The organism is Oleidesulfovibrio alaskensis DSM 16109, assembly GCF_000482745.1.
Classification (GTDB): domain Bacteria; phylum Desulfobacterota; class Desulfovibrionia; order Desulfovibrionales; family Desulfovibrionaceae; genus Oleidesulfovibrio; species Oleidesulfovibrio alaskensis.
Window position 1 is genome coordinate 240,393 of sequence record NZ_AXWQ01000005.1, and the last position, 20,592, is coordinate 260,984.

The window sequence follows — 20,592 nt, forward strand, 5'->3', positions numbered from 1 at the left end:
GGAACTCCTTTTATACGGTTACAGCATATTCACGGGATCAAGGTCGAGACTCAGGCGCAGCCGGGACGAGGCAGGCACCCCCTGACGGGCGGCATGAAAGAGCATGCGGATGGTCTTCCAGTCGGACGCCTTCAGCAGACACTGAAACCTTCTGCGCCCCCGCAGCACAGGCAGCGGCGCCGGAGCAGGCCCCAGAACAGAGACTCCCAGCTCGCGGCCGGAAGCCCGCACTGCGGAAGCCAGCGCATTCACACGGTCCTGCCCCTGCGGCCAGTCCATGGGATAGCTCAGACGGATAAGCGCCAGTTTGACAAAAGGCGGATATCTGCGTTTGCGTCTTGCTTCAAGTTCTTTTTCAAAAAAACCTTCATAATCGCAGTTACGTATATAATCCCAGCAGTAGTGTGCAGGGTCGCGGGTCTGTATGATGACACTGCCGGGACGTTCTCCTCTGCCTGCTCTGCCGGCAGCCTGTACCAGCAGCTGAAACGTTCTTTCAGTGGCTCTGTAGTCCGGCATATTAAGCCCGATATCGCCGTCAGCCACCACCGCCAGCGTGACGGAGGGAAAGTGATGCCCTTTGGAAAGCATCTGGGTACCCACCAGAATGCTGGACTCTTCTCTGGCAAATGCCGCCAGAATCTGCTCCATCCGGCCGGGCCTGCGGGTGCTGTCTCTGTCCAGCCGCAGTACCTTTTTCCCGTGGGGAAGCATGGTGGAAAGAGTTTCTTCCAGTTTTTCGGTACCTTCCCCCATAGGCAGATAGTGAACGCCTCTGCACTTGGCGCATGGCGAAGGAAACGGGACAGAATGTCCGCAGTAGTGGCATACCAGCCGTTCGCGTCCCTTATGATAGGTCAGTCCTATCTCGCACTCCGGACAGCGGGCCACGCTGCCGCAGTCCAGACAATACATCAACGGAGCATAGCCCCGCCTGTTGAGCAGTATGACCGCCTGCTCTCCCCGGGTCACAGTCTCTTTGATGCGTGTCAGCGTCTGCGGTGCCAGAATGGTCTCTTTAACCGCGTTATCTTTGATGTTAACAAGTTCCACGGCCGGCAGCGTACCACCGCCCACCCGCTCGCTGAGGACAATGCCGGGCATGTGTCCTTCGCGCACGGCGTGAAAGGTCTTCACGTCCGGAGTCGCAGACCCCAGCACCAGCGCCCCTTTTGACTGGGCCACACGAAACCATGCCACTTCCTTGGCCTGATACGACAGCCGTTCATCCTGTTTGAACGAGGCATCATGTTCTTCATCAAGCACCACGGCCCCGAGCGACGCCACCGGCAGAAACAAAGCGGAACGCGTTCCCGCTATGAGCACCGGACGGCCTTCGCGCGCCTGTGCCGCTAGGTTGAGAAACTGCTGCTCCCGTTCATGCGCGGACTGGTACCCGTGATACAGCACAGCAGGCAGACCGGGAAAGCGCAGCTGCACATCGCGGTACAATTTACAGGCCAGCGCCACTTCAGGCGCAAGCAGCATGACGGACAGCCCTTTTTCCAGACAGGCCCGGGCCAGTTCCAGATACACGGCGGTTTTACCGCTGCCGGTGATGCCGAAGAGCAGACGGGTTTCCGCGCTGTCTGACTCCACAGCGTCAGTGCAGGCCCGCAACGCCGCCTGCTGCGCATCAGTCAGCTCAAAAAGCTGATTCTCAAACGCCTCAGTGTGACACGCGCTGTCAATACCGCATCCGCAAACTTCCGCCTGCTCTGCATCAAGCGGCCCCACATGCACAAGACCCCGTTCCGCCAGCGTCAGCAGAGGCGTCTGTGCACCTGTACCCAAATCATGCAGCATGCGTCGCCGCGAAACAGGTCCGTTCTCCCACAGATATTCGAGCACTTCTGTCTGACGTCTGGCCGCCGGACGTACCGGCCACGGCGGATCTGCAGTCACATGGCATATGTCATTCTCCGCCTCGTCAGTTTCCGGTTCCAGCACTTCCACCCTGCCCGCACTCCAGTGCGAGGCCAGCACATGGCGCTCGGAGTCAGCCATTTTTGCAATATCGCGCAGCCGCAGCGTACGGGGTCTGCCTCCGGCACGCACGCGCAGACGCACACCGGCGCTGCGCAGCCCTGCAGGCAGCAGCATGCCCAGAATCTGTCCGGGGGGCACCATCTGGCGCACGGCAAGCTGGCGGACCATTTCCAGATACTCTTCGCCCAGCAGAGGAACAAACTCCAGCGGCCAGAGTACCGCCTTCAGCTCAACGCCCTGCGGCACGGTGTCCGGAGCGCAACCGCATGCAGCGATAACCCCCGCACGCAGGGTACCGCGCGCCCCCAGCGGCACAGCCACCCGCAACCCCGCGCACCACATATCTTCGGGCAGCCACTCCGGCAGCCTGTAATGCAGCGTGGTATACGGCGGAGCCATAAGCGACACTGAAACTATACGCAGATTTTCATTCATAACGAGTTGCCGGTTGCCGGAAGTGACGAAAAAAAGCGGGCGACACCGCCGCCCGCACAGAATCATAAAAAAGCCGCCCCTGCGTCAACATTTGAAGGGAAGCAAAGGACGCAGCCGCTCCACCAGTTCATCGCGCAGGTCTTCCTCCTGCAACGCAAAATATATGTTGGCAGTCAGATATTCAGCCCAGTCGCCTGCGTCAAACCGCATACCACGCAGTTTAACAGCCAGCAGACCGCGCCCCTGTGCCAGCACCTTAAGCCCGTCGGTGAGCTGTATCTCGCCGCCATGCCCCGGAGACAGATTCTCCAGCACCTTGAAAATATCAGGAGTCAGAATGTAACGTCCCACAATGGCAAGACGCGACGGAGCTTCGCTGACGGCGGGCTTTTCCACAAGATCGTGCACTCTGAAAATACCGGGGGAGATTTCCTCGCCGGAAATAATGCCGTACCGGCTCACTTTGTCAGCCGGAACTTCCATAACCCCCACCACGGGCAGCCTTTCGGCCACCGCCACATTGATAAGCTGCTGGATTCCCGGCTCCATGCCGAACTGCAGGTCGTCTCCCACCATCACGGCAAAAGGCTCGTTATGCACCACTTCGCGGGCGCACAGCACCGCATGCCCCAGCCCGAGCTGGCGCTTCTGGCGCACGGAATGGATGTTCACCATTTCGGCAACTTCACGCACCTGCCGCAGCATTTCCGTCTTGCCGGCGCGCTCCAGCACACTTTCAAGCTGCAGGTTATAGTCAAAGTGATCTTCGATGATGGTTTTGTCACGGTTGGTCACAAAAACAACATCTGTCAGGCCGGAGCGCATGGCCTCTTCCACCACATACTGCACCACGGGCTTGTTATAGACGGGCAGCATTTCCTTGGGAATGTTTTTAGTGGCAGGCAGCGAACGCGTGCCCCAGCCGGCAACGGGAATGACTACTTTGCGTATCAGCATGACAGTCTCCTTAGACTTGCATCCTTCAACCGGTCAGCGCAGATGCTGCTGAAGGGTTTCCGCCAGACCGGCGGCCAGTCTGCCCACCAGAGCATCATCTTCACCTTCCACCATCACCCGCGCCACAGATTCGGTACCCGAATAGCGCAGCAACACCCGGCCGCGGCCGGCAAGTTCTTTTTCGGCCTGCTCAACGGCCCTGCCGATTTCGGGGCACTGTTCAAAGGGAATCTTGCGCTGGACGTGGACGTTGATGAGCTGTTGCGGAAACGGTGTAAGCAGCCCCGCAAGCTCTGAAAGCGGCCTGTTCTTTTCGCGCATGATTCTGAGCAGCTGCAAGGCGGCCAAAAGGCCGTCGCCGGTGGTTCCGTATTCCATAAAAACAAGGTGTCCGGACTGTTCACCGCCCATGGCGGCACCTGTCCGGCGCATGGCTTCCACCACATGCCGGTCGCCCACGGGAGTGCGCAGCAACGAACCGCCGCGCTCTTTCATAAACACCTCAAGCGCCATATTGCTCATGACGGTGGCCACCAGTCTGTTTTCCGGCAGGCGGCCTTTTTCCATCATATCCATGGCACATATGGCCATAATCTGGTCACCGTCCAGCACTGTGCCTTTTTCATCCACCACAATCAGCCTGTCCGCGTCACCATCAAGGGCAAGGCCGATATCCGCACCCGTTTCACGCACGCGCTGCGCGGCAAGTTCGGGGTACAGCGAGCCGCATTTGTGGTTGATGTTCAGCCCGTCAGGACTGGTGCCTATTCTGATGACTTCGGCACCCAGCTCTTCCAGAGCCAGAGGAGCCACGCGGTAGTTGGCGCCGTTGGCGCAGTCAAGCACCACCTTCATGCCGTCCAGAGTCAATGTGCTGGGAAAGCTGTTCTTCAGGTACACTATGTACCGGCCGGGTGCGTCCTGAATCTTATGGGCTCTGCCCACACGTTCCGGCTCCGGGTAGTCCCAGCGGTGGTTCTGGTTAAGAACCATTTCAGTTATGGCATCTTCCTGCGAATCCGGCAGCTTGAATCCGTCTTTATCAAAAAATTTTATGCCGTTGTCATGGAAGGGATTGTGCGATGCCGAGATAACAACACCGAGGTCAGCCCGCATGTTGCGGGTAAGAAACGCCACGGCGGGCGTAGGCAGGGGTCCCACCAGAAAAACGTCCATACCGGCAGCGCACAGACCTGATGTGAGCGCCATTTCAAACACATAGCCGGAAAGACGCGTGTCTTTGCCAATAACAACCCGATGCCGCTTATTGCCGTTGCGAAAAAAAGTACCGGCCGCCAGCCCCAGACGAAGAGCCATATCCGGCACCATGGGATATATATTTACCTGCCCGCGCAGGCCGTCAGTTCCGAAAAGACGTGTCGTCATACTGTACGACTCCTCATTGTGGGTGCTCCGCAACATGCGGACACGCATGAAAAAGCAGACAAGCCGCGCTGAAGAGCGCTACCTGCCGCTTATGCTGATATCAAGTGCAGCCGGTTTCGCCCCGACCAGCAGGGCATTTTCCGGCAGTTCCAGTCTGTATTTAAGCGCATGCCTGCCCGGAGCGATGTTGTCGGGCACAGCCAGCACCACGCGCGCGGCGTTAAGGTATTCCTTGCTTCCCGCCTTGGAGCGCGGCACCTGCACAGTCAGGGTTACATACCGGCTATGCAGCTTTCCCGCAATCCCTTCAGGCAGTTCCAGCGACACCTTGCGCTTAAGAACCACCTCGGTGGTCACCAGCCTTGTGGTCACACGCACGCGGCCCTGCGGCGGTGTAACTTCCACGCCTTCGGGTACGGTGTACACCGCCGGAAAATCGGCAACCTTGGGCATGGTTCCGTTTGAAAGCCGTACAGTGGCATTGACCGACTCGATGGCGGAAACCAGAGACTGTGCCCCGCGCACTTTTACGGTTTCCGGCTGCGGAAGCAGTGCGCCTATTTCAACATCGGGCGCCAGAGCACCCTGCGGAAGCACTTCCACCGGCAGTGTTCTGGTAATCAGCGAATCCGCCTGCAGCTGCAACCGCGGAGGGTTGATTTCCACCACCTGAAATGCACCTTTAAGCGGAATATTGTCGGGCAGAACGGAAATCACATTCTCGCCCTGCTTCAACTGGCTTAAATCCAGAGGATACGAAAATTCGCGGCCGTTCAGCCCGCGGATAAGCCCTTTGGGGCCGCGTATGCGTGCGCTTATCTTGCTGGGCAGGCCGTCCAGAACAATCATGTCCGGCGGCATGCCGGTCATTTCGATACGCATGTCCACCCAGGTTTCCACCCGTTCACGGCCGGTCACCATAAACCAGAGCGTGGTGGCGATGAACACCGAAAGCAGCACAAATTGCCAGTGTCGCTGCATAGTCTACTTCTCCAGAGCGTTACGGAGAACGCGCTTCAACCTTACGGCGTCCAGTTCGCCCGTCAGCCTGCCCCCCACACTCACCGATACTGCTCCCCGCTCTTCAGAAACCACAACCGCCACGGAATCTGTTTCTTCCGTTATGCCCATGGCGGCACGGTGCCGCGTGCCGTAGTCTCTGCGTTCCTGCACGCCCTGTGAAAGCGGCAGAATACAGCCCGCAGCCACAATCTCGTTATTGCGCACAATCACAGCACCGTCATGCAGCGGCGTGTTGGGGTAAAAAATGGTGACCAGCAATTCCTTGGTCAGGCGGGCATCCAGACGCACACCGCCGCCCACCATGTCGCCCAGCGGTACGTTCTTTTCCAGCACGATAAGTGCCCCTATGCGCCGCTGTGCAAGGTAAAGAGCCGTCCCCACAAGTTCGCTGAACGCTTCGTCGGCCACAACCTTGCGCCGGAAAAAACTCCGCGCGCCCATGGCGGAGAGGGCATTGCGGATATCGCGCTGAAACAGAATGATAATGACAAGAAACAGCGAACCGAGGAAGTTTTCGAGCAGCCAGTTAAGCGTGTACAGACTGAGTTCCTGCGACAGAAAATACGCCAGCAGCAGGATGATAAGTCCGTATACGGCCGTCACCGCCCGTGTGCCCCGTATCATCACAATGACACGGTACAGCAGCAAAGACACCAGAGAGATGTCGAGCACATCCCGCCATGTGATGCTCAGATCCGCCCAGAAAGTCATGCAGCGCCTCTATGCGTTGTACAGTTCCGCAGCCAGGTTAAGGGTCTGTGCCGCAAGCCGCACCTCATGCACCCTGTGAAAACGCACACCCCGCGCCGCCAGCAGCGCCGTTGCTGCCTGCGTGGCATTCTGTCTTTCATCGGCAGCCAGCCCCAGCAACTGCCCGAACATGGATTTGTTGGACAATGCTCCCATGACCGGCCGCCCCAGCGACATAAATCTGTCGATGTGGCGCAGAATGTCCAGATTGTGCTCCAGCAGCTTGCCGAAACCGATACCGGGATCAAGAATGATGCGTTGCTCCGGTACACCGGCCACGACCAATTCTTTCAGCTTTTTCTCGAAAAAGTCCAGAATTTCCTCGACCACATTTCCATATGCCGGTTTGTCCTGCATGGTTTCCGGGCGGCCGGGGCTGTGCATCAGCACATAGCCCGGTTTGTACTGCGCGATGACGTCTTTCAGAGCGGGGTCAAAAGAGCAGGCGGAAATATCGTTGATAATACCGGCACCGGCCTCCAGCACGGCTGCGGCCGTGCCGCTTTTGTAGGTATCGACGGAAAGCGCCCAAGGCAGGCCGTTGCCGCCGGTGCGGTCCCTCAGGGCCTTCACCACGGGCAGCACCCGCCGGATTTCATCTTCCTGCGATACAGGGTCGGCATAAGGGCGCGATGATTCACCGCCGATATCCAGCACATGTGCGCCCTGTTCCGCCAGTTGCAGGGCATGAGACACAGCACTGTCCGGTCCGTCATGTCTGCCGCCGTCATAAAAAGAATCAGGGGTGACATTCACAATACCGAAAATGAAAAAGGGGGCAGGCCCGATGGCTCTGCCCCCCGCTATTTCCCAATGGATGGGGGGAAGCATTGCTACTTCTCCCTCCGGTCAGCGGTATCTTCCTCCTGCCCGTCCGGAGCATCCTCCCCGTCCTTTGCGGCGGGGCGTGCAGCCTCGTCCGATTCCAGCAGGAATTCGTCTCCGGCATGCTCAGCCGGTGCGGCGGCCACGGAATCCTCCGGCCCGGCATTTTCTGCGTCGCCTTCAGGATGTGTGGCCGTGATTTCAGGAACAGGCAGCAGGGGCCGTCCTTCGATAAGACGCTCAAGATCATCCGCATTAATGGTCTCGCGCTCCAGCAGAGCCTCTGCGATACGGTGCAGTGTATCCAGATTCTCCTGCAGCAGCGTGCGGGCCTTTTCACGGGCTTCGTCAATGATGCGTTTTACTTCGGCATCCACCATGCGGGCGGTCTCTTCGCTGTAGTTGCGCGAATGAGCCCATTCGCGGCCGATGAAGACTTCTTCACCCTGCTCGCCGATGTTCATGGGGCCGATGGCGTCGCTCATGCCCCATTCACACACCATCTTGCGGGCCATTTTGGTGGCGCGTTCGATGTCGTTACCGGCTCCTGTGGTAATCTCTCCGAAGACGACTTCTTCGGCCAGACGCCCGCCGAGCAGCACCACAAGATTATTCAGCAGATATGTGCGCGAATAGCCGTGGCGGTCTTCGTCGGGCAGCTGCATGGTTACGCCCAGCGCCCTGCCACGGGGAATGATGGAAACCTTGTGCACGGGGTCTGTGCCGGGCAGCAGACGCGCAGTAAGGGCATGACCGCCTTCGTGGTAGGCTGTGACACGCTTTTCCTTGTCGCTCATCACCAGACTGCGGCGTTCCTTGCCCATCAGCAGCTTGTCTTTGGCCGTCTCGAAATCAAGCATGTTCACCTGATCCTTGTTCATCTTGGCAGCTTGCAGAGCCGCTTCGTTGACAAGGTTTTCAAGATCGGCACCGGAAAAGCCCGGAGTACCTTTGGCCAGCATTTCCATATCCACGTCACGCGCCAGCGGAGTACGCTTGCTGTGTACTTCCAGAATGCGCTTACGTCCGCGCAGGTCGGGCGTCGGCACCACCACCTGCCTGTCAAAACGTCCGGGCCGCAGCAAAGCCGGGTCCAGCACGTCAGGTCTGTTGGTGGCGGCTATCAGAATAACGCCTTCGTTGGATTCAAAGCCGTCCATTTCGACAAGCAGCTGGTTCAGAGTCTGTTCACGCTCGTCGTGTCCGCCGCCAAGACCGGCACCGCGCTGACGCCCCACCGCATCAATCTCATCGATGAAGATAAGGCAGGGAGCGTTTTTCTTGCCCTGTACAAACAGGTCGCGCACGCGCGAGGCACCGACCCCGACAAACATTTCCACAAAGTCCGAACCGGAAATGGAAAAGAAGGGCACGCCGGCCTCACCCGCCACGGCACGGGCCAGCAGCGTTTTACCGGTGCCGGGAGGCCCCACAAGCAGCACCCCCTTGGGGATGCGCCCGCCAAGACGGGTGAATTTTTTAGGATTACTAAGAAAGTCAACAACTTCAGTGAGCTCTTCTTTGGCTTCGTCCACGCCCGCCACATCGTCAAAGGTGACCTTTGCCGATTCGTGCGAGATCATACGGGCCCGCGAACGGCCGAAAGACATGGCTTTTCCGCCGCCACCCTGCATCTGGCGCATGAAGAATATCCATACACCGATAAGCAGCAGCATGGGGAACCACGACACCAGCAGCGTCATGTACCACGGAGCTTCTTCCTTGGGCTCTGCCTTTACCTGCACACCCTTTTCCAGCAGGCGGTTGACCAGGTCGGGGTCATTGGGTGCTATGGTCTGGAACGACTGCCCTTCGGCGGTCTGTCCTTTCAGCTTTTCGCCCTGAATAGTTACCTGAACGACTTCCCCCTGAGTGACTTTGTTAAGAAACTCAGTGTAGGACATCTGGGCCTGCGGCCCGGGGGGCTGGCTGAACAGGTTGAAAAGAACCACCATCAGCAGTGAGATGACGGCCCATAAAACCAAATTGCGCGAGAACTGATTCAACGCTAGTAACCTCCATTCCGTGCAGGACGGATATTGCTTTCGAGCTAAGAAGTTTAAGGTCGTGCGCACGGTTTGGCAATGTCTGCAACACGCTTTTTCGGGCTTTTCCGAAAGTTGCACGACCTGCACTCTAAAAACGCATAAACGGGCGGAGACGTCAACAGCATAACAAGCCTTGTGCCCTATGGAAAAAACTGATACATCCCGAAACCTGCAAGCAGTTCTGCATATAGCGCAGATTTCAACGGAAGCGTATCGTCACCGGTGTGGCGCCCGGTCTTCAAAACCGGTGGACGGCTGAGAGGTCGTCGGTAGGTTCGACTCCTATACGCTTCCGCCATTTTTTTCTTATCCCCATCATTTTCTTTTTGCATACCTGCAGCCGTTCAGGGGTTGCCTGCGCCCGTGCAGTGATTATATGCTGCGCAGAAACCGCGCCTGCGGGCGTGCAGTCATTCACAAACACCGGCAACGACAACAGGAAGTCAGCGATGCCTCTTTTTGAATTTGAATGTACCGAATGCGGCAACCGTTTTGAAGAACTTGTACGGGACAGCTTCAGCGAAATCACCTGTCCTGTCTGCGGAGCCGCCAATGTGCAGAAAGTGATGTCCATGCCCTGTCAGATTCCCGGAACAGGCCCCAACAGACTGCCGGGCGCTCTGGCAAAAGGCGGAGGCGCCCCCAAAATGCAGTATGTGCCGCATGTTCCCCGCCCGTCCAAACCATCGGGCGGATGCGGCGGATGCAGCAACGGCAGTTGCGGCGGCAATTGAATTCATACGGGATTGCGCCCGCACACAAAAGCCGGTCTCACCACAGACCGGCTTTTGTGTGCGCAAGGCACCGGACACATCTTTCAGGCCGGTACTGCAACGCCCGCACGCCGCAGCCAACCGGCCGGATATCGCCGCCGCAGTGCTCCAGCCGGAGGCTGACAAACCGCAAGACAGTCCGGCTGACATTCTGCAGCGCTCCTGCTTTTACACCTGATGCTTTTCACCGTCCGCACCGGCCCGCGGTGCCTGTTCCGGCAGCCACGGGTCCACATGCACCAGCACATCATGAATATGCGGCCCCAGCGCGTACAGCGCATCCTCCACAGCCAGAGCCACGGCATGCCCCTCGTCAACCGTTATTCTACCGTCAACCTTGATATGCATGTCCACCTGCAGGCTGTTGCCCATGAAACGTGTCCGCAGTGAATGCACATCCTTCACTCCGGACACGGAACAGACCACCTGTTCCAGTTCAGCGCGGGTCGTTTCATCAGCACCTTTGTCCATCAGGGCTTCCAGTGCGGGACGGCAGATATTCCACGCGGCGTACAGAATGAAAACCGCTACAACCAGTGCACCGGCCAGATCGGCCACCCCCCATGCGGGTACAAACCATGCCAGCCCCACGGCCGCAGCAGCAGGTATGGAGCTCAGCGCATCAGTGCGGTGATGCCATGCATTGGCTTCCAGCGCCGAAGATCTGGCCTTTCTGGCCGCACGCAATGTCCAGCGGTACAGTCCTTCTTTTACCACAATTGAGAGTACCGCAGCCCCGAAGGCAACCGCACCGCGGCGATGGGCGCTCTCGCGGCCCATGGCTGCAATGGCGTCCCACGCTATCCCCACAGCGGCTCCCGCCAGCAGCAGGCCGATGACCACCGTGACCATGGTCTCCATACGCTGGTGTCCATGCGGGTGTTCTTCATCGGCAGGGGCGCTCCAGAAACGCACCCCGACCAGCACCACGACATCAGTCACCAGATCGGAAAGAGAGTGGATACCGTCTGCCACCACAGCCCTGCTGTGTCCGGCCGTACCCGCCATTATCTTGAACGCGGCAAGCGCAAGATTGAGCCACAGCCCTATCCACGTCACGCGGCTTACCATGGCTATGGTCTCCAGCTGGCTTCCGCCTGCATGTTTATTCATGGTCACACTCCTCTGACTGCACAATAAAAAATGCCGTTTGAAGAGTCCATGTGTGAGAATGACTATCCTCTTCGTGCACAGTGTGGCCGCTACTGCCGCAACCTTATCCGCATCCGCCAGTGTACGCACAGGTTACCGCAATGCAGCAGGAGGCATGCGACATACTGCGGCGTATGACAGCCCTGCGGCAAGCATACACCAAAAAGCCCGCCGGACAGCAAAAAGGCCGTCCGGAGACGGCCTGTAAAGCTGATATCGGCAGGCGGAGCTATTCCGGCTGCACACCGGCCATCATCAGACCGATGGCTTCGACTTTTTTTTCATCCGTACGGGGAAACACGTCAACAAACCTGCCGCGGTACATGACTGCTATTCTGTCAGCCAGTTGCAAAGCTTCGTTGAGTTCGCTTGTGATAAGCAGAATGCCCGCACCGGAACGCGCCTCAAGCAGCCGGTTCCAGACTTCTTCCGTGGCAGAAATATCCAGCCCCTGAGTAGGGTTTTCTGCCACAATGATAGCCGGTTCGCGAAAAAATTCGCGCCCTATGACCAGCTTCTGCAGGTTGCCGCCGGAAAGCGCGCGTGCAGGAGCATCAACATGCCCCGGCTGGACATTGTATTCCTGCACGATACGGCGCGTCACTTCTTCAGCCTGAGCCCTGTCCAGCAGACCGCGTCTGCTGAAGGCGTGACGGGTGGTAAGCAGAAAGTTGTCCACAAGGTCAAGGTATTTGCAGGTGGCAAGCCCCTGCCGGTCTTCGGGAATATAGGCCAGCGATCTGCCCCTTCTGGGCGGATGCGGATAAAATGCGTTCCACGGGCGGCCGAGAATCTCCACACGACCGGCGGCGGGACGCCGCAGTCCGCAGACAACCTCTACCAGCTCTTTCTGTCCGTTACCGGCAACGCCTGCCACAGCAACAATTTCGCCTCTGCACAGCGCCAGCCGGATGTCATCCAGTCCGTCTCCGCCAAGGCCTTCTATCTCAAGGACCTTTTCACACACAGGCACCGGCGGTGCATCGACACTTAGCACAACATCACGACCGACCATACGGTTGGCCAGCACCTTCTGGTTAGGTACGTCTGATTCGTGGAACTCGTCCACTATCTCACCGCGGCGCAGAATGGCTATCTCGTCGGCCACACTCAGCACTTCCTGCAGTTTGTGGCTGATGAACACAATGGATTTGCCCTGATCCGCCATACGCCACAACGCCTCGAAAAGCTGTTCGGTCTCCGACGGGGTAAGCACCGCTGTGGGTTCGTCAAAAATAAGCACACGGCTGTCGCGGTACAGCAGCTTGAGAATCTCCACACGCTGCTTTTCACCCATGGAAAGCCCCGAAACCGGAGCCGAAGGCGATATTTCCAGTCCGTATTTCTCTGCCAGACGGGCAACAGTCTCTTCCATCCTGCGCGGCGAAAGCAGAAAACCACCACGCTGTCCCAGCATGACGTTTTCCGCCACGGTCATGGACTCCACCAGCATGAAATGCTGGTATACCATACCTATTCCGGCGGTAAGGGCATCCGCCGGCGAGGTGAAGCGTACCGGTGCGCCGTCTATATATATCGTTCCGGAATCCTGCGGAAAGCGTCCGGACAGAATGGACATGAGCGTGGACTTTCCGGCGCCGTTTTCGCCCAGCAGGGCCTTGATCATGCCCGGCCGGATATCCAGCGTGATATCGTGGTTGGCGCGTACTCTGCCGAAGGATTTACTTATTCCCTCCAGCCTGACCACAGGCGGAAGGTGGGTATATCTGTCCCGCGCAGTGCGTTTGTTGAGCGGTTTCTGTTCTGTCACGGCGTCCCCCTATTCGTCCGGCTCGATGTTGACGCCGAGAGCGGCAGGCGCATTTCCGCCGCCTCCCCTGAGCGAAGATACCAGCAGCACGACAACCGTAAGCGCGTACGGCAGCATGAGCAGCAGCGAGGAAGGCAGCGTGGCCCCCATGGCCTGCAGGCGCAGTTGGAAAACCATGACCCCGCCGAAGAGATAGGCACCCAGCACAGCCCTTCCGGGTCGCCAGAAGGCGAAAATGACCAGTGCCACGGCAATCCATCCGCGACCGGCCGTCATGTTGTTTGTCCACAGATGGGTGTACGCCAGCGAAAGATAGGCGCCTCCCACCCCCACAAGAAAGCCCCCCGCAAAAATGGCCATCCAGCGCAGGCGCACAGGGTTAAGCCCCACAGCGGCAGAGGCCGCTGGATTTTCACCGGCACTGCGCAGCGCCATGCCTGCACGGGTGCGACAGATGAAAAACCAGAACAGCAGCGGCATGACATAAGAAAGGTACACAAGGGCGTCGTGGCGGAAAAAGATATCGCCCGCCAGCGGTATGGATGAAAGCACGGGTACGGCAAACGGCGTGAAGCCTTCTGTGATCACGCCGACATAAGGCGTTCCCAGATAATCTGCCAGCCCTACCCCCAGAATGGTCAAAGCCAGTCCGGAAACAACCTGACTGCCCAGAAAGACCTGACAGACAAGGCCGTGCAACAGCCCCAGCATTCCGGCCGCTGTACCGGCCATAAGCACACCTATCCAGGGATTGCCTGTCCAGTGCGTGAACAGAAAACCGAAAAAAGCCCCCAGAATCATCATTCCTTCCACGCCCAGATTGAGCACGCCCGCCCTTTCGGTGAACATTTCGCCCAGCGTGGCAAACAGTATAGGCGTGCCGGCCTGAATGGTGGCGGCCAGAACGGGGATGACAAGTTCCGCATACATGGCTAGTCCTCCCCTTTGCTGCGGGGCTGCAGCGTAAACCAGACAAAAAACTGCCCGGCCAGCACTGTCAGCAGAATAAGCCCTTCGATAATGCCGCCGAATGCGGCGGGCACCTGCAGTTCCAGCTGCAGGTTTTCCACCCCTACCCGCAACCCTGCAAGCAGAAAGGAAAACACCGCGATGGTCGGAATGCGTAACCGGGCAAGCCACGCCACAACAATGGCCGTAAATCCATAACCGGCCATGACGTTGGACTGCAGCCTGCCAAGTGTGGTGGATGTTTCCAGAACGCCTGCCCAGCCGGCAAGAGCACCGCATAACACCAGCACAAAAACAACCAGAAAGTTGTACGGCATACGTGCGTAGCGCGCCGCTCTGGGGTTTTCTCCGCCCGCCAGCAGCTCAAACCCAAGCCGCGTACGATACAGAAAAAACCACAGCGCCACGGCCACCACGGCGCATAACACTATGCCCCAGTGTATTCTGCCGACAACAGGGGCAAAAACCGCGGCCACGGGAAACATGGGGGTCATGGGAAATCCGAAACTGGCCGGGTCTTTCCACGGCCCGTAAACCATGTATTGCAGCAGCAGGATGCCGATATAGTTAAACATCAATGTTGTGATGATTTCATTCATACCCAGCCGCAACCGCAGCAGTGCCGGCACAAGCGCCCACAGGCCTCCGGCCACGGCACCGCACACCAGCATGAGCGGAATAAGCACCCACGCCGGAGCAGCAGGAAAAGTCAGCACGGCCCATGTGGCCCCCACTGCTCCCAGCGCGAACTGGCCCTCGGCGCCGATGTTCCATATCTGCATGCGAAAGCAGACGGCAACGCCCAAGGCGCACAGAAAAATGGGTATGGTTTTGAGCAGCGTATCTTCCAGCGCATACAGCTGGCCGAACCCGCCGTCCCACAACAGATACAGTCCCTTGAGAAAAGGTTTTCCCTGTACGGCCAGCATGGCGCCGCTCAGTGACAGAGAAAGAACAAGGGCAACCAGAAAAATGAAAAAGGAGCCCCAGTTAAGGGGCTCCTGTCGTTTAACGACTCTGTAACCCATCATCGGGCAATGTCTCCAGCGATGCAGGGTCTATTCGGTGGTGCCTACCACGCCTTCGACAAACCAGTCCATGCCGAGCAGCGCGGCATCACCGGCCTTTTCACCTTCGGCAATGCGTATCTTGCCGCTCTGGTCTTTAACAGGACCGGTAAACACGGCAACCTTGCCGGAAGCTATGTCAGCCTTTTTGGCCAGCACTTCGTCACGCACGTCCTGCGGAACCATGTCGCCGAAGGGAGCGATATCGACAATGCCGTGTTCAAGTCCCCACCAGTACTGACCGGACTGCCAGCTGCCGTCACGCACGCTGTCCACCACATGATCATAGAAGATCTGCCAGTTCCAGACAGCGGAAGTGAGGTGTGCCTTGGGTGCAAAGGTGCTCATGTCGGAGTTGTAGCCCACCGAGTACACACCGCGCTCCTGCGCTGCTTCCTGCGGGCCGGGAGAATCCTGATGCTGCGCAATGACATCCGCGCCCACATCCAGCAGCGACTTGGCGGCTTCTTTTTCTGTGGCGGGATCATACCAGGTCTTGGTCCAGACCACGCGCACCTGTGCGTCGGGGTTCACCGAACGCACGCCGAGAGCAAAAGCGTTGATGCCGCGGATAACTTCGGGAATGGGGAAAGCCGCCACATAGCCGAGCACGTTGGATTTGGTCATGCGGCCTGCCACCATGCCCGTAAGGTAACGGGCCTGATACACGCGGCCGAAATAGGCGCTCATGTTGGGGGCAGTCTTGTAGCCGGCACAGTGCATGAAGGTGATGTCAGGGTACTGTCCGGCCACTTTCAGGGTGGGGTCCATGTAGCCGTAGCTGGTGGTGAAAATCATGTCATAGCCTTTGCGGGCCATGTTCAGAATAACACGTTCCGCATCAGCACCTTCCGGAACGGACTCCACAAAAGAAGTGGTCACGCCGGGGCGTTTTTCCAGTTCCATACGGGCCTGATCGTGTGCATACGACCAGCCGGCGTCACCCACAGGGCTCACATAGACAAAGCCGATTTTAAATTCTTTTTCAGCAGGTGCTTCTTCCGTTGCGGCAGGCGCGGAATCCTGCTTGGCCGCAGATTCGGCCGTGGCGGTTTTTTCCGCCGGTTTTTCCTTTTCGCAGCCGGTCAGCCCGCCGAATACCAGCAGGGCTGCGGCAAGCAGCAGCATAAGCTTGCGCATCTAACGTTCTCCCTCGATGATGCAGACCATCCCAATATACATAGCGGGCAGCGTTCCCCGTGAACGCCGCCCAAGCCAGTAAACACTCCGGTTCGCACCGGAAAAAAACTATCTACCCTTCTTGTCTGCGGTTGACAAGAGGCTGAACATATTGAATCTCGGAGTCCCAGGGGAACAAAATCCATGTATCCTGACTGACTTCGGTAATATAGGTATCAACCACCGGACGGCCGGAAGGTTTTGCATACACGGTGGCAAAGTGAGCCTTGGGCAGCATTTCGCGCACTGCGCGCGCCGTGGTTCCGGTATCCACCAGGTCATCCACTATCAGCCAGCCCTCGCCGTCACCTTCCACCCCTTTCAGGACAGAAATGCCCCCCTGCGACTTCCAGTCGTAACTGGCTATACAGATGGTATCCACCAGACGCACTTCAAGTTCACGCGCCAGAATGGCAGCGGGAACCAGACCGCCGCGGGTGATGGCCACTATACCCTTGAAAGGCCCCCGTTCCATGAGTCTCCATGAGAGCGCTCTGGTATCGCGGTGCAGCTGCTCCCACGAAACGGGAAACATTTTATTGTAACGATCAGGATCTGCCACGTATTCCTCCTGTCACACAGGCTTGTAGTAACGTGCAGCGCCGTGCGGGGTTGCACATCCGGCGCTCAGCGGAACAAAGCGAAACACCCGCCGCATGATGCGGCGGGCGGTAACCACGGGTATTATTTTTTGTGGTTTCCGTTTTTGCGTTCCCACCATGATTTGTCGGGTCCCAGAAACCACCAGTCGGTATGATCTGTATGCGCCACGGTCTGCGCCAGTGCGGCGCCCGCTTCGGTGCGCAGGCGCTTCAGGGCGCCTTCCATCCATTTGCCCGCATATCTGTTGCCCAGATCAAGCTCCTGCTTCAGGTTCAGAATCAGGTCTATCTGGTCGGCATCCTGCGCCAGACGCGCCTCCACGGAGCCGGCTTCTTCCAGCTCGTCAAAAAGCGGCAGCACACGGTCTTCCAGACCGGTGCCTTCCAGCGCATGTTCCAGCGCGATGCGCTGGTTGCAGGTATTATATATGCGGTTCACATAGTTGAAGTCACCGATACGGCTTTCATGAAAATCATGAAAAAGGCACATGAGCGCGGTCCGCGCAGGATCGGCTCCGGCCTCGCAGGCCAGCACATAACCGATGACCGCGGTACGGAAAGAATGTTCCGCCACGTTCTCGCTGCCGGTACCCAGAAACTGGTACCCGCTGCGGGGAGTTTTGCGGAGCATTCCCGCTTCAAAAAGAAAATCGGCAAGACGTGTGAGCCTGTCACGCCCCTGCAGATTGTGCTGCGGGTTGCAGTGCGTCATAAAAGAACGCCTCCGGACATTTCTCGCACCGTCAGGCGCGGAACGACTCCATACGGCATTTCCGCACTCAAGTACACCCCCGCCGCACCGCCGCGGCGCATACACGGCAACGGCAGCGGACAGCCTGCGGCGCTGCCGTCAGGGCCGGCTGCCCCATCGTCTGCCCATGGTCCAGAACAGCAGCAACGAAAAAACAGCCCCCAGCGTGTCGGCCAGCATGTCTTTCTGCGCGTCCCACACGTCGCCCTGACTACCCAGAAAAGCAACCCCGGCATCACCACCTTCCGCCGCGGCATACCACCATTCGATAATTTCGTATCCGGCCGCCACGGACATGATGAAAAAGAGGGCAAACAAGGTGGACACCACCGGACCGGCCAGTCTGCGGCGCATAAAAAGCTCGCACATGGCATAGGCATAAAACCCGACACTGAAATGCCCGATGCGGTCAAAGTGATTGCGTCCGCCTCCCAGCAGTTCCGTTACCGCACCGAAAGGCACCTCGCTGAAGGTGAAATGCGCCCCCACCGTATGCCAGAAAAGCCACACAGCCATAAGCCCGTAAGCAATATTGGAAAAACGGAAAAATCTGTATGTGACCACCAGCAGCACAAACACGCTGACAAGCGGAATGACCTCTGCAATCCACACCGCGCGGGAAGCGGGCGCAATGCCCAGCAGTGCAAAAAAAACAGTAAACACGGCAGCAAGCACCACCGGAAAATTCTCGCGGGTAACATTGATGCGCATAAGGCTCCTCCTGAGCGAAAAAACGGCTTGCAGCACAATGCCGCAAACAGGCGGAGTGTGCAAACCGTTGCGCATGCAAAAGGCCGGAAAGCCTTTCGGCTTTCCGGCCCGTTTTCTCCGATTCCCCGGTCTGGCGACTATTAACCGCCAAGCAGCTGCATGGCCATTCTGGGCAGCGAGTTAGCCTGCGAAAGCATGGCCACTGCCGACTGGGTGAGGATCTGCTGCCGCGTGAACTCGGTCATTTCCTGCGAAACGTCCACGTCGGAAATACGGGATTCGGCAGCCTGCAGGTTTTCAGACTGAATCTGCAGGTTGGTGATGGTGTTTTCCAGACGGTTCTGGAGAGCACCGAGGTTTGCGCGGATCTTGTCCTTGGAGACGATGGCATTTTCAATGCCGACCAGCGCGTTCTGTGCGGCGGACTGGGTGGAAATGGTGTACCCTGCTCCGCCCACGGTGGACTGGTTGCCCAGCCCCAGAGCCGATGCCGTGGAAGTACCGATCTGGATGTAGTAGTAGTCTTCCGCGGAGTCGTTCTTGGTACCGAAGTGCACCTTCAGCTTGCCGGTGGACACAAGGCCGCTGCCGTCATGCGATGCACTGGAAAGGTTGCCGTTCAGCAGCGCGATGCCGTTAAAGTCGGTAGCGTTGGCGATACGGGTGATTTCCGAAGCCATGGCCTGATATTCGGAGTCGATGATCAGACGCTGGTCGGAAGTGTAGGTACCGGTTGCGGCCTGTTCCGCCAGTTCCTTCATGCGGATGAGCTTTTCGTCGATAACGGAAAGCGCACCGTCTGCAGTCTGGATAAGCGAAATAGCGTCGTTGGCGTTACGTACCCCCTGATTCAGCGCGGCGATGTCGGCGCGCATGATTTCGCGGATGGCAAGACCGGCTGCGTCATCCGCAGCGGTACCCACGCGAAGGCCCGAAGACAAACGGCGTACGGACGTGCTCAGGTTGCCATAAGACTGGCTCAGGTTACGGGCAGCATTCGTCGCCATCAAGTTGTGATTGATAACCAGAGACATAATATTCCTCCATGAATATTAGTGCTTTTTAGAAACACTCTGCTCCGGCCGCTTCCCTGCGGCCGCAAAGTGATCTTCCTGACTATCTATTCGACCGCGAACCGGCTTTCATTAGCCCTCCAGTCCATTTTTTTCGGACTGCACACAGCAGAAAAACATAACATGCTGTATTACATAAAAAAAGCCGGAGCAGCAAACTGCTCCGGCACATACCCCAACGGTCTCTGCATCAGCCGCCGAGCAGCTGCATGGCCATACGCGGCAGCGAATTGGCCTGCGACAACATGGCCACCGCAGACTGGGTAAGAATCTGCTGGCGGACAAACTCGGTCATTTCATTGGAAACATCGACATCTGAAATACGGGATTCAGCGGCCTGCAGGTTTTCGGCCTGAATCTGCAGGTTGGTGATGGTGTTTTCCAGACGGTTCTGCAGCACCCCGAGGGCCGCCCTGATATTGTCTTTGGATACAATAGCCTTGTCGATGGCAACAAGGGCCTGCTGGGCTGCTGACTGGGTGGAAATGGCAAACCCGCCGAAGGTGGCATCGGCCTGATTGCCCACCCCAAGTGCCGAAGCCGTGGCGGTGCCTATCTGTATGTAATAGTAGTCTTCGGCAGAATCATTTGCCGTGCCGAAATGTATCTTCATTTTCCCGCGCGAAACGACCCCGCTGCCATCATGAGTGGAGCTGGAAAGATTGCCGTTGAGCAGCTGGATACCGTTGAAATCAGTCGAATTGGCAATACGGGTGATTTCCGAAGCCATGGCCTGATATTCGGAATCAATGAGCAGACGCTGATCCGAGGTGTACGTGCCGGTTGCGGCCTGTTCGGCCAGTTCCTTCATGCGGATGAGCTTTTCGTCAATGACTGAAAGCGCGCCGTCTGCCGTCTGCAGCAGCGAAATGGCATCGTTGGCGTTTCGTACCCCCTGATGCATGGACGCTATGTTGGCACGCATGAGTTCTCTGATGGCCATACCTGCCGCGTCGTCGGCTGCTGTCCCCACACGCAGCCCCGAAGAAAGCCGCCGGACGGATGTTGACAGATTGCCGTACGCCGTACTCAGATTGCGCGAAGCATTCTGCGCCATAAGGTTATGGTTGATGACCATCGACATATATATTCCTCCTCGTCTGCTCACATGCCGCAACTGTCAGCAACTTG

At 58.0% G+C, this 20,592-nt stretch carries 18 protein-coding genes and 1 tRNA gene; 2 read left to right on the forward strand and 17 right to left on the reverse strand.

Annotated features, from left to right (window positions below; translation table 11 throughout):
• Positions 1-18: 18 nt before the first annotated feature.
• The 7 genes from priA to ftsH form a co-directional block, all read right to left on the reverse strand.
• Positions 19-2,424 (reverse strand): replication restart helicase PriA, encoded by a 2,406-nt coding sequence (gene priA, locus H586_RS0103895; protein WP_027181409.1) that lies wholly within the window; start codon positions 2,422-2,424, stop codon positions 19-21.
• An 84-nt stretch (positions 2,425-2,508) separates the two neighbouring features.
• Entirely contained in the window at positions 2,509-3,381 is an 873-nt protein-coding gene (gene galU / locus H586_RS0103900) for a UTP--glucose-1-phosphate uridylyltransferase GalU (RefSeq protein WP_011367482.1), read from the reverse strand.
• A 33-nt stretch (positions 3,382-3,414) separates the two neighbouring features.
• A complete protein-coding gene (glmM, locus tag H586_RS0103905) occupies positions 3,415-4,767 on the reverse strand; it encodes a phosphoglucosamine mutase (RefSeq protein ID WP_011367481.1) in 1,353 nt (450 codons plus the stop codon).
• Between the two features lie 78 nt (positions 4,768-4,845).
• Positions 4,846-5,748 carry a CdaR family protein gene (locus H586_RS19885; RefSeq protein WP_011367480.1) on the reverse strand — a complete coding sequence of 301 codons (903 nt, stop codon included), beginning with the start codon at positions 5,746-5,748 and terminating at the stop codon, positions 4,846-4,848.
• Positions 5,749-5,751: 3 nt separating this feature from the next.
• The gene (gene cdaA, locus H586_RS0103915) at positions 5,752-6,501 is read right to left on the reverse strand and encodes a diadenylate cyclase CdaA (protein ID WP_011367479.1); all 750 of its coding nucleotides are present in this window, start codon (positions 6,499-6,501) and stop codon (positions 5,752-5,754) included.
• A 9-nt stretch (positions 6,502-6,510) separates the two neighbouring features.
• Positions 6,511-7,371: a dihydropteroate synthase gene (gene folP / locus H586_RS0103920; protein ID WP_011367478.1), complete on the reverse strand. Its 861-nt coding sequence runs from the start codon at positions 7,369-7,371 to the stop codon at positions 6,511-6,513.
• Between the two features lie 2 nt (positions 7,372-7,373).
• Positions 7,374-9,371 carry an ATP-dependent zinc metalloprotease FtsH gene (gene ftsH, locus H586_RS0103925; RefSeq protein WP_027181410.1) on the reverse strand — a complete coding sequence of 666 codons (1,998 nt, stop codon included), beginning with the start codon at positions 9,369-9,371 and terminating at the stop codon, positions 7,374-7,376.
• A 246-nt stretch (positions 9,372-9,617) separates the two neighbouring features.
• Here ftsH and H586_RS0103930 point away from each other — a divergent pair.
• A tRNA-Sec gene (locus tag H586_RS0103930) sits at positions 9,618-9,711 on the forward strand.
• Between the two features lie 151 nt (positions 9,712-9,862).
• Positions 9,863-10,147 (forward strand): FmdB family zinc ribbon protein, encoded by a 285-nt coding sequence (locus H586_RS20355; protein ID WP_081701759.1) that lies wholly within the window; start codon positions 9,863-9,865, stop codon positions 10,145-10,147.
• A 207-nt stretch (positions 10,148-10,354) separates the two neighbouring features.
• On the opposite strand, the gene H586_RS0103945 is transcribed toward H586_RS20355, so the two are convergent.
• From H586_RS0103945 to H586_RS0103990, 10 genes are all read right to left on the reverse strand, one after another.
• Positions 10,355-11,299: a cation diffusion facilitator family transporter gene (locus H586_RS0103945; protein WP_027181411.1), complete on the reverse strand. Its 945-nt coding sequence runs from the start codon at positions 11,297-11,299 to the stop codon at positions 10,355-10,357.
• Between the two features lie 268 nt (positions 11,300-11,567).
• The gene (locus H586_RS0103950; protein WP_011367474.1) at positions 11,568-13,109 is read right to left on the reverse strand and encodes an ABC transporter ATP-binding protein; all 1,542 of its coding nucleotides are present in this window, start codon (positions 13,107-13,109) and stop codon (positions 11,568-11,570) included.
• A 9-nt stretch (positions 13,110-13,118) separates the two neighbouring features.
• Positions 13,119-14,039 carry an ABC transporter permease gene (locus H586_RS0103955; RefSeq protein WP_011367473.1) on the reverse strand — a complete coding sequence of 307 codons (921 nt, stop codon included), beginning with the start codon at positions 14,037-14,039 and terminating at the stop codon, positions 13,119-13,121.
• A 2-nt stretch (positions 14,040-14,041) separates the two neighbouring features.
• Positions 14,042-15,109 (reverse strand): ABC transporter permease, encoded by a 1,068-nt coding sequence (locus tag H586_RS0103960; RefSeq protein WP_011367472.1) that lies wholly within the window; start codon positions 15,107-15,109, stop codon positions 14,042-14,044.
• 27 nt (positions 15,110-15,136) lie between these two features.
• Positions 15,137-16,285 (reverse strand): BMP family ABC transporter substrate-binding protein, encoded by a 1,149-nt coding sequence (locus H586_RS0103965; protein WP_011367471.1) that lies wholly within the window; start codon positions 16,283-16,285, stop codon positions 15,137-15,139.
• 112 nt (positions 16,286-16,397) lie between these two features.
• Complete coding sequence (gene gpt, locus H586_RS0103970; RefSeq protein WP_148204223.1) at positions 16,398-16,859, reverse strand: xanthine phosphoribosyltransferase; 462 nt, start codon at positions 16,857-16,859, stop codon at positions 16,398-16,400.
• Between the two features lie 149 nt (positions 16,860-17,008).
• Positions 17,009-17,638 carry an HD domain-containing protein gene (locus H586_RS0103975; protein ID WP_011367469.1) on the reverse strand — a complete coding sequence of 210 codons (630 nt, stop codon included), beginning with the start codon at positions 17,636-17,638 and terminating at the stop codon, positions 17,009-17,011.
• A gap of 138 nt (positions 17,639-17,776) precedes the next feature.
• Positions 17,777-18,388, reverse strand: a complete 612-nt coding sequence (locus H586_RS0103980; protein WP_011367468.1) for a DUF2238 domain-containing protein — start codon at positions 18,386-18,388, stop codon at positions 17,777-17,779.
• A 140-nt stretch (positions 18,389-18,528) separates the two neighbouring features.
• Positions 18,529-19,422 carry a flagellin N-terminal helical domain-containing protein gene (locus H586_RS0103985; protein ID WP_011367467.1) on the reverse strand — a complete coding sequence of 298 codons (894 nt, stop codon included), beginning with the start codon at positions 19,420-19,422 and terminating at the stop codon, positions 18,529-18,531.
• A 229-nt stretch (positions 19,423-19,651) separates the two neighbouring features.
• Positions 19,652-20,545 (reverse strand): flagellin N-terminal helical domain-containing protein, encoded by an 894-nt coding sequence (locus H586_RS0103990; protein WP_011367466.1) that lies wholly within the window; start codon positions 20,543-20,545, stop codon positions 19,652-19,654.
• Positions 20,546-20,592: the final 47 nt, after the last annotated feature.